At 59.9% G+C, this 11,092-nt stretch carries 12 protein-coding genes and 1 pseudogene; 7 read left to right on the top strand and 6 right to left on the bottom strand.

What is annotated here, in order from left to right:
- Positions 1-6 precede the first annotated feature (6 nt).
- Positions 7-345, bottom strand: coding sequence for a hypothetical protein (locus B9Z48_RS18695; RefSeq protein ID WP_089963699.1), 339 nt, complete (start codon positions 343-345; stop codon positions 7-9).
- On the opposite strand from B9Z48_RS18695, the gene B9Z48_RS22040 reads away from it, so the two are divergent.
- Positions 344-475 carry a hypothetical protein gene (locus B9Z48_RS22040; RefSeq protein ID WP_255350453.1) on the top strand — a complete coding sequence of 44 codons (132 nt, stop codon included), beginning with the start codon at positions 344-346 and terminating at the stop codon, positions 473-475. The genes B9Z48_RS18695 and B9Z48_RS22040 overlap by 2 nt on opposite strands.
- Positions 476-597: 122 nt before the next feature.
- Here the strand turns inward: B9Z48_RS22040 and B9Z48_RS18700 are convergent, their stop codons facing one another.
- Complete coding sequence (locus B9Z48_RS18700) at positions 598-873, bottom strand: hypothetical protein (protein ID WP_146186330.1); 276 nt, start codon at positions 871-873, stop codon at positions 598-600.
- A gap of 148 nt (positions 874-1,021) precedes the next feature.
- Here B9Z48_RS18700 and B9Z48_RS18705 point away from each other — a divergent pair, with 148 nt between their 5' ends.
- The 4 genes and pseudogenes from B9Z48_RS18705 (at position 1,022) to B9Z48_RS18720 (ending at position 2,684) form a co-directional block, all read left to right on the top strand.
- The gene (locus B9Z48_RS18705; protein WP_089963695.1) at positions 1,022-1,444 is read left to right on the top strand and encodes a putative toxin-antitoxin system toxin component, PIN family; all 423 of its coding nucleotides are present in this window, start codon (positions 1,022-1,024) and stop codon (positions 1,442-1,444) included.
- Positions 1,441-1,677, top strand: a complete 237-nt coding sequence (locus B9Z48_RS18710) for a DUF6290 family protein (RefSeq protein ID WP_089963691.1) — start codon at positions 1,441-1,443, stop codon at positions 1,675-1,677. Before B9Z48_RS18705 ends, B9Z48_RS18710 begins: the two co-directional genes overlap by 4 nt.
- Before the next feature lie 625 nt (positions 1,678-2,302).
- A pseudogene (locus B9Z48_RS22135) lies at positions 2,303-2,368 on the top strand (hypothetical protein); the annotation flags it as partial.
- 34 nt (positions 2,369-2,402) lie between these two features.
- Positions 2,403-2,684 carry a helix-turn-helix domain-containing protein gene (locus B9Z48_RS18720; protein WP_089963689.1) on the top strand — a complete coding sequence of 94 codons (282 nt, stop codon included), beginning with the start codon at positions 2,403-2,405 and terminating at the stop codon, positions 2,682-2,684.
- A 47-nt stretch (positions 2,685-2,731) separates the two neighbouring features.
- On the opposite strand, the gene B9Z48_RS18725 is transcribed toward B9Z48_RS18720, so the two are convergent.
- The 4 genes from B9Z48_RS18725 to B9Z48_RS18740 form a co-directional block, all read right to left on the bottom strand.
- Positions 2,732-3,007, bottom strand: a complete 276-nt coding sequence (locus B9Z48_RS18725) for a HigA family addiction module antitoxin (protein ID WP_089963688.1) — start codon at positions 3,005-3,007, stop codon at positions 2,732-2,734.
- A gap of 7 nt (positions 3,008-3,014) precedes the next feature.
- Positions 3,015-3,293 (bottom strand): type II toxin-antitoxin system RelE/ParE family toxin, encoded by a 279-nt coding sequence (locus B9Z48_RS18730; RefSeq protein WP_089963686.1) that lies wholly within the window; start codon positions 3,291-3,293, stop codon positions 3,015-3,017.
- 287 nt (positions 3,294-3,580) lie between these two features.
- A complete protein-coding gene (locus tag B9Z48_RS18735; protein ID WP_089963717.1) occupies positions 3,581-3,916 on the bottom strand; it encodes a hypothetical protein in 336 nt (111 codons plus the stop codon).
- 247 nt (positions 3,917-4,163) lie between these two features.
- Positions 4,164-6,548, bottom strand: coding sequence for a YgiQ family radical SAM protein (locus tag B9Z48_RS18740; RefSeq protein WP_108380266.1), 2,385 nt, complete (start codon positions 6,546-6,548; stop codon positions 4,164-4,166).
- A 409-nt stretch (positions 6,549-6,957) separates the two neighbouring features.
- On the opposite strand from B9Z48_RS18740, the gene B9Z48_RS18745 reads away from it, so the two are divergent.
- On the top strand, positions 6,958-10,017 hold the full coding sequence (locus B9Z48_RS18745; protein ID WP_146186331.1) for a DUF748 domain-containing protein: 3,060 nt from the start codon (positions 6,958-6,960) through the stop codon (positions 10,015-10,017).
- 36 nt (positions 10,018-10,053) lie between these two features.
- Positions 10,054-10,656 carry a YigZ family protein gene (locus tag B9Z48_RS18750; RefSeq protein WP_089963682.1) on the top strand — a complete coding sequence of 201 codons (603 nt, stop codon included), beginning with the start codon at positions 10,054-10,056 and terminating at the stop codon, positions 10,654-10,656.
- Positions 10,657-11,092 lie beyond the last annotated feature (436 nt).

Below are 11,092 nucleotides of genomic sequence, written 5' to 3' on the forward strand. Positions count from 1 at the left end.
AGTTGCTCAGGCGGCCTTGACCACCTGACGGCGGTTGCTCTGCACCGTCTGGCGCACGGCCTGGGCCAGGCGGCCGGTGCTTTCGGCGGCCACAAAATCCGCCTCAATGGCGTCCAGTGGGTCGGCCGCAGACACCGTGGTGGTTTGACGCACATCGTAGAGTGCGATGGCTTCTCGGGCCTCAGAGATGGTCAAACCCGAAGCTTCGGCAATGCGCCCCAGCGTGGCCCAGTACTCGATTTGCCCCGCCACCGAGCGGCGCATGGGCGTGGCCGCTTCGCGGGCTTGGCTGACCAAACCGGAAGGCAATTTGACGGATGCAAACGAAGAAGGTGATGCAGACATGAGACGCTCCTTTATGGCGCATTTTGCGCCAAAACGGACGCATCTGGCCATTTGGCGTGAACAAATCCTCATCGACACGGGAAAAACACCTGCATCCATCCACACCACCCGTGCCCAAGGCTGTGGATAAACCCCGGAACAAGTGCCCAAAGGCGCATGCCTATTGGGCTGGCGGCGTGCGCTTAAAAAACAGGCAAGAATGAAGATTGAATGCGGCCAGTGAGCGGGACTGCCGCGATGCCCCTCCTGAACTCATCGGGCCACCACATCAAGGCGGGGAACGACCTCATCGTCATCATCGTCATCATCGTCATCGTCGTGCAGCAACTCAAAGGCCTTGAAGACCGCGCGCTCGACGCGCTTGACCAAAACTTCGTCGCTGAAAACCCCAGGGTAGGTCTTGCGCAGCTTGGCGCTGACTTTCAGGTTCATCACCAAGGATCGGATGATCGTCGCATAGTCCTCGTCGCGGCCCTCAATGATTTCCTTCAGGCAGCTTACCGCGATGTCGTAGCGCCGCAGGTACACCGCCTCGTCCTTGAGCCCATGCAAAATCGAGTGACGAATGACGACGACCAGGTATTCAGACTGGAATGTGAGATCAGCATATCGCCAAGTGGCTAAGCCCCGATGGAACCTGATTGGCCTGATTTTTGGTATCTCTGATAATACCAATATGACTTTTAACCCCCGCATCGTCATCGACACGAATGTGCTTTACAGCGCGTTGCGTTCACAGCTGGGGGTGTCTTATCGGCTGTTGAGCATGGTGAGGCAAGCGCGATTTTTGCCGCAGGTGTCAGCGCCACTGATTGCCGAATACGAAGACGTCCTCAAGCGCGGGCAACTGGCATTGAGCCACGCCCAAATTGACGATGTCATCGACTACTTATGCGCCCAAAGTGAACACCACCGGATTTTTTACCTCTGGCGACCCTTGCTCAAAAACCCCAACAACGACTTTATCTTGGAGCTGGCCGTCAAGGCCCAAGCCAGCATCGTGACTTGGAACGTGGCTGACTTCAAAAAAGCTGCGAGCCTCCATGTTCAAGTCATGAGCCCCCGACAACTGCTAGAAATTCTGGAGAAATCATCATGAGCACCATCAGCATTCGCCTGCCCGACTCGCTGCACAGCATGGCCAAAACCATGGCCAGCCAGGACCATGTGTCCATGAACCAGTTCATCGCCAGCGCCGTGGCAGAAAAAGTCTCGGCTTTGGCCACAGAAACCTACCTCAAAGAACGCGCCGAACGGGCCAGCGTGGACAAGTTCAAGGCTGCATTGGCCGCTGTGCCAAAGCAGCCGCCGGATGCACATGACGCCCTCTGAGGCCACAACAGCGCCCGCGCCACCCTCGCGCTGACCTCACACCAAGCCAGAACTGCGCGACCCACGGCGTGGGCGGCTTGGCTGGCTGAACCTTTTTGGCCCAAGCTTGGGCCAGACGGCCCAAAGTCGCCCAATACCCGATCTGCCCGGCCACTGAAAGGCGCATGCTTGAGGCCGCGTCACGGGCCTGACTGACCCAACCTGAAGACAACTTGTCGGATGAGGACGAAGACGACGATACGGACATGAGGCTCTCCATTTGGCGCATTTGGTGCCATAAAAAGCCAAAACGGCCATGCAACGCTCAAAAAACCATGGCGCAAACCGTGAAAAAAGCATCCACACCCACCGTGTTCAAGCCTGTGGATAAGCCCTAGGACAACTGCGCCAAGGCGCATGGGGACTGGGCTGGCGTCATGCGCTCAAAAAATAGGCAGATTGGCCATGGACTGCCAAGACATTGATCTGACCCGATGAAGTTGAATCAACCATCACGTCCAAACTTTTGTCATTCCGGACGAAGACCCGGGATCCAGTGCGAACCGCTGCCCTTTGCAAACACCTGCAACAGACACTGGGTCCCGGCCCAAGACCGTCATGACAAAACCAACTCGCCAACGCCGTCTATGTGATTCAATGCGTCCAAAAGAAGACTGCGAAGACCAGCAAGGCCGATCTGGACTTGGCTGCCAAGCGTTATCGAGACTTATTAAAGGAGCTAGGCAATGACCAAGCAACGATTTGCCAGCGTCTGGGATGCCATCGAGGACACCCCGGAAGAAGCGGAAAACATGAAGCTGCGCTCCATTCTGATGACGGCGCTGAAGAACCACCTGACCCGCACAGAAATGAGCCAAGCACAGGCCGCCAAGCTGTTCGGCGTGACTCAGCCACGCGTCTCAGATCTGATGCGCGGCAAGATCAACTTGTTCGGCCTCGATGCGTTGGTGAACATGGCCACCGCTGCTGGACTGCACATTGAAATGCGCGTGATCGAAGCCGCCTAGGCTATCAGGATGGCATAAGCCAAAACGATAATTCCTGTTTTATCTGCTCACGCGGCCAGTCGTTCAATCTTGGGCCGCTTGATCTTGCTGGCTTGATAAAGCTCGTACTGCATCTGCATGCCCGCCCACATTTCTGCGCTGGTGCCAAATGCCTGGGCGAGGCGGTAGGCCATGTCCGCAGAAATACCGGATGCGCCCGACACCACACGCGAAAGCGTGACACGGTTGACGCCCAGCTTGACCGCCGCTTCTGTGATCGTGATGTCACCCAAATACTCCCGAAGGACTTCCCCTGGATGCGGGGGGTTGTGCATGCGAGTCATGTTTGCCTCAGTGATAGTCTTTGTAATCCACAAGCACGGCGTCTGTTCCATCAAACGCGAACACCATGCGCCAGTTGCCATTGACGGTAATGGCCCAATGACCTTTCAAGTCGCCTTTGAGGGGATGCAGTCCCCATGCTGGTGCTGACAGGTCTTCGGGCTTCAACGCTTGGTCAAGAGCCGCCAGCTGCAGTCGAAGCCGCGCAGCATGCGCAGCCTGAATACCCGCCTTACTACCGGTTTCAAAAAAGCGCTGCAGACCCTTGTGTCGAAAGCTTTTGATCATTCAAGCCCATTGTATTTTGTAGCGCACTACGCTACAAGACATTTCAATGTACTTCCTTGCAAAGCCTGTCTGCGTTGCCCATGGCGATCCCCTTTGCATGGCGAACCTGATGTCAGCCTGGAAAAATCCCCAGGGCAAAACACTGCATAGCTGTTTCGTTGTCCAGCACCACCGAGATTTGGGTTTTGCCCCCCTCAGTCTGGTCAATCAAAAACTCGCTCATCAAAGGCTCCTGACGCCATGCGCGGCAATTCGCAGCCATGGAAGGGGTTGCACTTGAGCGCACCTCAGGCCGCCTTCACCGCCTGACGGCGGTTGCTCTGCACGGTCTGGCGCACAGCATGCCACAGACGGCCCGCGCTTTTGGCGGCCAAAAAGTCTGCTTCCAGAGCGTCCAGCGGGTCGGCATCCGTAGGGGCGGCCTGGCGGACATCGTAGAACGCGATGGCCTCGTGCGTCTCAGAGACCGTCAAGCCCGATGCCTCGGCAATGCGGCCCAAAGACGCCCAATACCCGATCTGCCCGGCCACCGAACGGCGCATGCTTGAGGCAGCGTCACGGGCCTGATTGACCCAACCAGAAGACAACTTGTCGGATGAGGACGAAGATGACGATGCGGACATGAGGCTCTTCTTTTGGCGCATTTGGCGCCATAAACAGCCAAAACGGCCATGCATCGCTCAAAAAACCATGGCGGAGACCGTGAAAAAAGCATCCACACCCACCGTGTTCAAGCCTGTGGATAAGCCCTAGGACAACTGCGCCAAGGCGCATGGGGACTGTGCTGGCGAGGAGCGCCTAAAAAATAGGCAAATCAATAACCGCCTGAGACCCCAGAATAATCAGTGCCCAATCAACGGAAGTTGAAAGTCAGCCTTTTTTGCGTGGCGGCAACCCCGTGTGCTGAGTCAGCAACTGCCCCTTCTTAGGCTGCCCCATGCGCTTGGGCGCTGTCGACAAAGACACCGACGACTTCGCCCCTGCACCCGTGCTGTTTTTGCGGCGGGCGCTTTTGTAACCGTCTTCGGCCAACGGCTGCCAGTTGGGGATCAAATGGTGTTTGCCATTGCCGATCAAATCGGCCCGGCCCATGGCCTTGAGCGCTTCGCGCAACAGCGGCCAGTTGTTCGAGTCGTGGTAGCGCAAAAACGCTTTGTGCAGGCGGCGGCGTTTGTCGCCTTTGACCACGTCCACTTTTTCGCTGTCGCGGGTGATTTTGCGCAGCGGGTTGCGGGTGGAGTGGTACATGGCCGTGGCCGTGGCCATGGGGCTGGGGTAGAAGGTTTGCACCTGGTCGGCCCGGAAACCGTTCTTTTTGAGCCAGATGGCCAGGTTCATCATGTCTTCGTCGCTGGTGCCCGGGTGGGCGGCGATGAAGTACGGGATGAGGAACTGCTTTTTGCCGACCTCTTCGCTGTACTTGTCGAACATCGACTTGAAGCGGTCGTAGGTGCCGATGCCCGGCTTCATCATCTTGGACAGCGGGCCGCCCTCGGTGTGCTCGGGTGCAATCTTGAGGTAGCCGCCCACATGGTGCTGCACCAGTTCTTTCACATATTCGGGCGACTGCACGGCCAGGTCATAGCGCAGGCCAGAGCCGATCAGGATCTTCTTGATGCCCTTGAGGTTGCGTGCCCGGCGGTACATGTTGATCAGCGGGCCGTGGTCGGTGGTCAGGTTCTGGCAGATGCCGGGGAACACGCAGCTGGGTTTGCGGCAGGCCGATTCGATCTCGGGGCTGCGGCAGCCCAGGCGGTACATGTTGGCCGTGGGGCCGCCAAGGTCAGAGATGACGCCGGTGAAGCCTTTGACCTTGTCGCGGATGTCTTCCACCTCGCGGATGACCGATTCTTCGGAGCGGCTTTGGATGATGCGCCCTTCGTGCTCGGTGATGGAGCAAAAGGTGCAGCCGCCAAAGCAGCCGCGCATGATGTTCACGGAAAAGCGGATCATTTCCCACGCGGGGATTTTGGTCGCGTGGTCATGGCTGCCGTTTTCGTCGGCGTAGCGCGGGTGCGGGCTGCGGGCATACGGCAGGTCAAACACATGGTCCATCTCGGCGGTGGTGAGCGGGATGGGCGGCGGTGTGATCCACACGTCGCGGGCGGTGTGGCCTTCACCGTGCGCTTGCACCAGGCAGCGGGCGTTGCCGGGGTTGGTTTCCAGGTGCAGCACGCGGTTGGCGTGGGCATAGAGCACGGCGTCTTGCTTGACCTGCTCGTAGCTGGGCAGGCGGATCACACTCTTGTCGCGGGGCGGGACTTTGTGGGTGCCTTTACCACGCAGCGCAGGGTTGGGCACAAAGGTGAGCGGCTGGATGATGGGCTCAATAGCGGCTTGCACGGTGCGGGCCTGGGCCACGGCGGCGGACAAGTCGGCTTCGACGTTTTTGGCGTTGTGGCCCTCGGCCACTTCTTTGGCTTCTTCCTCACGCGCACAGGTCGCGCCCTGCTCCCGCGCCTGATCCGAAATCATCAAATACGGGTTGATGTGGGCCTCAACGTGGCCGGGCGTGTCCACACTGGTGGAGTCAATCTCGAACCAGCCTTCTGGCGTCTCGCGGCGCACAAAAGCGGTGCCGCGCACGTCGGTGATCTGCTGCACCGGCTCCCGGGCGGCCAGGCGGTGGGCGATTTCGACAATCGCCCGCTCGGCGTTGCCATACAAGAGCAAGTCGCACTTGCTGTCCACCACCACCGAGCGGCGCACTTTGTCAGACCAGTAGTCGTAATGCGCGATGCGGCGCAAGCTGCCTTCGATGCCGCCGAGTACGATGGGCACTTCGGGGAAGGCTTCGCGGCAGCGCTGGCTGTAGACGATGGCCGCGCGGTCGGGCCGCTTGCCGCCCACGTCGCCCGGGGTGTAGGCGTCATCGGTGCGGATTTTGCGGTCCGCCGTGTAGCGGTTGATCATAGAGTCCATGTTGCCGCTGGTCACGCCCCAAAACAGGTTGGGTTGGCCCAGAGCCTTGAAGGCTTCGGCGCTGGTCCAGTCGGGCTGGGCGATGATGCCGACCCTAAAACCCTGGTTTTCCAGCATGCGGCCGATCACGGCCATGCCAAAGCTGGGGTGGTCTACATAAGCGTCGCCCGTGACCAGCACGATGTCGCAGCTGTCCCAGCCCAGTTGGGTCATTTCCTCGCGGCTCATCGGCAAAAACGGGGCCGTGCCAAAGCGCTGCGCCCAGTATTTGCGGTAACTGGTCAGCGGTTTGGCGTCACGCGGGAAGAAAGAGACGTCGACAAAAGCGTTCATGGGCTGGGCACTCGGGATAACCCGCTAGTGTAGGGGTTTGGGGGTGGGCTCACGGGGCTGGTGGGTATTGCCGACCATTTGGCCCTACCGTAAAGCCCGTAGCTGCTTGACCTTATTGATCCGACTCTGTGGAGATGGAAGTGAAATGCCTGTCTGGGACTTAACAGTCAGCGATGCCACCTTTGTGGAATCCCTGCTCTCAAGAAGTGACCGCCTTTTGTGGGAGCCCCGCCCCCGGGGCGATGGGTGGTGGTCTGCGAGGCTCCTTCGCGGCGAGGGCGCCGCTCCCACAAAAAAGCATTCATACAAACATCATCGGGCCGAATCAATAAAACAAGGCCTCCAACCCAGTGCGTGGTAAAGCACTTGGAGTGGGACAATCCCAAACTTGTTCATCCAGAAACAAAAAATGACGACTCACAGGGAATGGTGGCTGGGCCTCACGCGGCGGCTCCACACAGGGCGTGTGCCCAAAATCTTGGCCTGTTTGCTGGCAGGCTGGGTCTTGCTCTTGGCCTTGGGCTATTTTGTGGTGCCGCCGCTGGCCCGCTCGGTGTTGGCCACGCAGCTGGGCAAGGCCTTGGGGCGCGATGTGGTCATCGAACGTGTCGCGATCAACCCTCTGGATTTGTCGGTGGATGTGCTGGGGCTGTCCATCAAAGACCAGGCTGGCGCGGAGCAATTGGGCTTTGCGCAATTGCACATCGACCTGTCGAGCGCTTCTGTGGCGCAAGCGGGGATCGTGGTCGATCAAATTCACTTGCGCGCCCCGCGTGTGGCCATCACGCGCTTGGCCGATGGGCGCTACGACATCTCGGACTGGCTGGACCGCTGGGCCAGCGGGGCAGCAACCGAGTCAGGCCCCCTGCCCCGCTTTTCTTTGAACAACATCCAGATCACGGACGGCCAGTTGGTGTTCGACGACCGCCCCAAGGGGGTTCGGCACACGGCCGAGGCGGTGACGTTCAGTTTGCCTTTTATCTCCAGCCTGCCTTACAAGGCCGATGTGTTTGTGTTGCCGGCCTTGTCGGCGGTGGTGGATGGCTCGCCCTTGGCGCTGCAGGGGCGCAGCCTGCCCTTTGCCAAGTCGCACAGCAGCTCGCTGAAGATCGAGCTCGACAAGTTCGACCTGTCCCAACTTCAAGCTTATTGGCCCAGCAGCCTGCCCTTGCGCCTGAAATCGGGCCAACTGGCCACCCGCTTGAGCGTGAACTTTGCCCAATTGGCCGATGGCGCACCTTCGCTGAGCGTGAGTGGTACGGCGCAATGGCAGGGGCTGGCCATGACAGACGCCGCGGGCAAGCCTTGGCTGGGGCTGGAGGCACTCGATGTGCAACTTGATACATCCAACCCCTTGCAACAGCTGTGGCAGCTGGCGCAATTGGAGGTGCGGGGTTTGCGCCTGGGACAAGACACACCCGATGCACCTTTGCGTGTGCAAAATCTGTCGGCGCGGCAAGTGCAGGCCGACCTGCAGGCCCATCGCATCGATGCCGAGGCCCTGCAAGGCTCGGGCATCGTGGCCCGCATGGCCCGGGCTGCCGATGGCACCGTGACATGGCTGCCAGAGCTTGGCTCAAGCAAGTCGACTGCGGGGGCGGCACCATCCAACAAGTTGGGCAGTCCTGTCTGGTCGGGCCTGGTGGGTCAACTGAACCTGGATGAAGTTGGGCTGCGCTTTGAAGACCACACTTTGTCGCCTGCGGCGGTACAAGAGCTGACACAAGCGAGCTTGTCGGGCACGAAACTGGACATCCACCCCGGGCGCGAAAAGGCCTTTGCACTGAACGCCACGCTCAACCAGACCGGCCAAATCAAGGCCAGCGGATCGGTGCAGCTGCAGCCACTGACGGTGCGTCTGGCGCTGGAAACCCAGGCTTTGCCGGTGGTGCCAATGCAAGGCTACGTGGCGCCCTACCTGAACACATCCATCGCGCAGGGCCTGTTCTCCAACAAGGGCACCTTGGAGGTTCGCCAGCCCGCCGACAAGCTCTGGGTCAGCTACAAGGGCGGGCTGACACTGGGCCAGTTTCGCGCTGTGGACCAGGCCAACAGCACGGATTTTTTGAGGTGGAAATCGCTGTACTTTGGCGGTGTGGACTTTCAGCTGGAACCCGCTCGGCTGAACATCGGCGAAATCGCTCTGTCCGACTTTTACTCGCGGCTGATCCTCAACCCGCAAGGACAGCTCAACCTGGCAGGCATTCTGCGCAATCCGGCCAGCCCCGACACTGGCACCAGCCGGCCTGCCGCATCACCCCCCGCTGTGGCCATGCCCATTCAAATCGCCAAAGTCACCCTGCAAAACGGGCGCGTGGATTTTTCTGACCGCTTCGTCAAACCCAACTACTCGGCCACCGTCACCCAGCTGAGCGGCAGCGTCAAGGGCTTGTCCACGACCCCCGACACCCTGGCCGATCTGGACCTGCGTGGCCACTATGCCAGCAACGCGCCGGTGCAAATTGCGGCCCGCTTCAATCCGCTGACAGAGAAAAAGTTCTTGGACCTTCAAGGCAAAATTTCCGACATCGATTTGGTCGATTTCTCGCCTTATTCGGGCAAATTCGCGGGCTACAACATCAGCAAAGGCAAGCTGTCCATGGACGCCACTTATAAGCTGCAGGACCGTCAGCTCACCGCACAAAACCGGCTCGTGATTGACCAACTGACCTTTGGCGACAAGGTAGAAAGCCCGGATGCCACCCAGTTGCCCGTGCAACTGGCCATCGCCTTGCTCAAAAATAACCGGGGGCAAATCGACATCCAGTTGCCCATTGCTGGCTCGCTGGACGACCCCCAATTTTCCGTCGGAGGTTTGATCTTCAAGGTTATCGGCAACCTGTTTGTCAAGGCCGTCACCTCACCCTTTGCGTTGCTGGGCTCGCTGTTTGGCGACAGCCAAGAGTTGTCGCAGCTGAACTTTGCACCCGGCCGCGCCAGCTTGGACGAGGCCGCTGTGCAAAAGCTGCAAACCCTGTCCAAGGCCATGCGTGAACGCGAAGGGTTGAACCTGGAAATCACCGCTGGCAGCGACAGCGCCATGGACCCGGAAGGCCTCAAACGGGCCCTGCTGGAGCGGGCTGTGCTCAGCGAAAAACGCAAAGACATGAGCCCATCACAGCGCGAGAACATGCCCTTGGCCGACATGCGACTGGACGGCAGCGAGTACCCGACCTACCTGGCCCGCGCCTACCAACAAGCCAAGTTCCCCAAACCCCGCAACGTGCTGGGCCAGACCCAAGTGCTGTCGGTAGAGGACATGGAAAAGCTGATGTTGGCCAACCTGGCGGTGGGCGATGATGAATTGCGCACCCTGGCCACACGCCGAGCGCAGGTGGTGCAAGGCTGGCTGGTACAACAAGGCCAGGTCCCTTTGAGCCGGATTTTTCTCTTGCCCATCCAAGTCAACACCTCGGCCAAGGGCGGCAATGACACGGGCTACCACCGTGTGAATTTTTCCTTGCGCTGAACACTTCAGGCATTTTTTTGCACACTTGACCTGTCCATGGCCTTCTCTCTCGCTCAAACTGCACACCACGAACTGGTCATCAAAAAAAGCCGCTTCATCGCCTGCGTCGAACCCGTGGCTGGCCGCGAAGAAGCCCAAGCCCGAGTGGCCCAGCTCAAAGCCGAGCACCCGGACGCGGCCCATGTGTGCTGGGCACTGCTGGCTGGGGGCCAATCGGCGGCCAACGACGATGGCGAGCCCGGCGGCACGGCTGGACGCCCGATGCTGGACGTGCTGCGGCACCAGGACCTGCAAGGCGTGATGGCCTCGGTGGTGCGTTACTTTGGTGGCGTCAAGCTGGGCGCGGGTGGTCTGGTGCGGGCGTACACCGATGCGGTGGCGCAGGCGCTGCTGACGGCCGAAAAAATTCCCTTGATTCAAAAAACCGAACTCGCCTGCAGCGTGCCCTATGCACTGGAAGGCCTGGTGCGCCGCGAGGTCGAACTGGCCCAAGCCCAGTTGCAAGAGGTCACGCATGGCAGCGTGGTCACTTTGCGCTTTGCCCTGCCCGCCTCTGACGCAGCAGCACTGATGCACCGGCTGAGCGAAAGCGGCCGGGGACAGCTGGTCTGGCTCAGGGATGACACCCAAGCCTGTTAATAAGGCCCAAAGATGTTGGCATCTCGCTTTTTTGTGTGAGCGACGCCCCCGTCGCGAAAAGCCTTGCAGACCACCCCCCATCGCCCCGGGGGCGGGGCTCCCACAAAAGGCTGACATTCCCCTTGTAGGAGCGACGCCCTCGTCGCGATAAGCCTCGCAGACCACCACCCCCATCGCCCCGAGGGCGGGGCTCCTACAAAAGGCTGACATTCCCCATGTAGGAGCGACGCCCTCGTCGCGATAAGCCTCGCAGACCACCACCCCCATCGCCCCGAGGGCGGGGCTCCTACAAAAGGCTGACATTCCCCATGATAGGGGTAGGAAAGGCCAAGGCCTCCCCTCCCTCCGAACCGTGCGTGCAGTTTTCCCGCACACGGCTCTCCAGTCAGTGGTTTCCTCATCGGGATTGGCTCGCTTGCATTCGGGCCTGCGTCAT

It is taken from the genome of Limnohabitans sp. WS1, from assembly GCF_003063265.1.
Lineage (GTDB): Bacteria > Pseudomonadota > Gammaproteobacteria > Burkholderiales > Burkholderiaceae_C > Limnohabitans_A.

Bases quoted from the DNA above. Each gene is read 5' to 3' on its own strand.
- B9Z48_RS22040 (WP_255350453.1), top strand. From the start codon at position 344: ATGAGACGCTCCTTTATGGCGCATTTTGCGCCAAAACGGACGCATCTG.
- B9Z48_RS18695 (WP_089963699.1), bottom strand. From the start codon at position 345: ATGTCTGCATCACCTTCTTCGTTTGCATCCGTCAAATTGCCTTCCGGT.
- B9Z48_RS18705 (WP_089963695.1), top strand. From the start codon at position 1,022: ATGACTTTTAACCCCCGCATCGTCATCGACACGAATGTGCTTTACAGC.
- B9Z48_RS18710 (WP_089963691.1), top strand. From the start codon at position 1,441: ATGAGCACCATCAGCATTCGCCTGCCCGACTCGCTGCACAGCATGGCC.
- B9Z48_RS18720 (WP_089963689.1), top strand. From the start codon at position 2,403: ATGACCAAGCAACGATTTGCCAGCGTCTGGGATGCCATCGAGGACACC.
- B9Z48_RS18725 (WP_089963688.1), bottom strand. From the start codon at position 3,007: ATGACTCGCATGCACAACCCCCCGCATCCAGGGGAAGTCCTTCGGGAG.
- B9Z48_RS18730 (WP_089963686.1), bottom strand. From the start codon at position 3,293: ATGATCAAAAGCTTTCGACACAAGGGTCTGCAGCGCTTTTTTGAAACC.
- B9Z48_RS18735 (WP_089963717.1), bottom strand. From the start codon at position 3,916: ATGTCCGCATCGTCATCTTCGTCCTCATCCGACAAGTTGTCTTCTGGT.
- B9Z48_RS18740 (WP_108380266.1), bottom strand. From the start codon at position 6,548: ATGAACGCTTTTGTCGACGTCTCTTTCTTCCCGCGTGACGCCAAACCG.
- B9Z48_RS18745 (WP_146186331.1), top strand. From the start codon at position 6,958: ATGACGACTCACAGGGAATGGTGGCTGGGCCTCACGCGGCGGCTCCAC.
- B9Z48_RS18750 (WP_089963682.1), top strand. From the start codon at position 10,054: ATGGCCTTCTCTCTCGCTCAAACTGCACACCACGAACTGGTCATCAAA.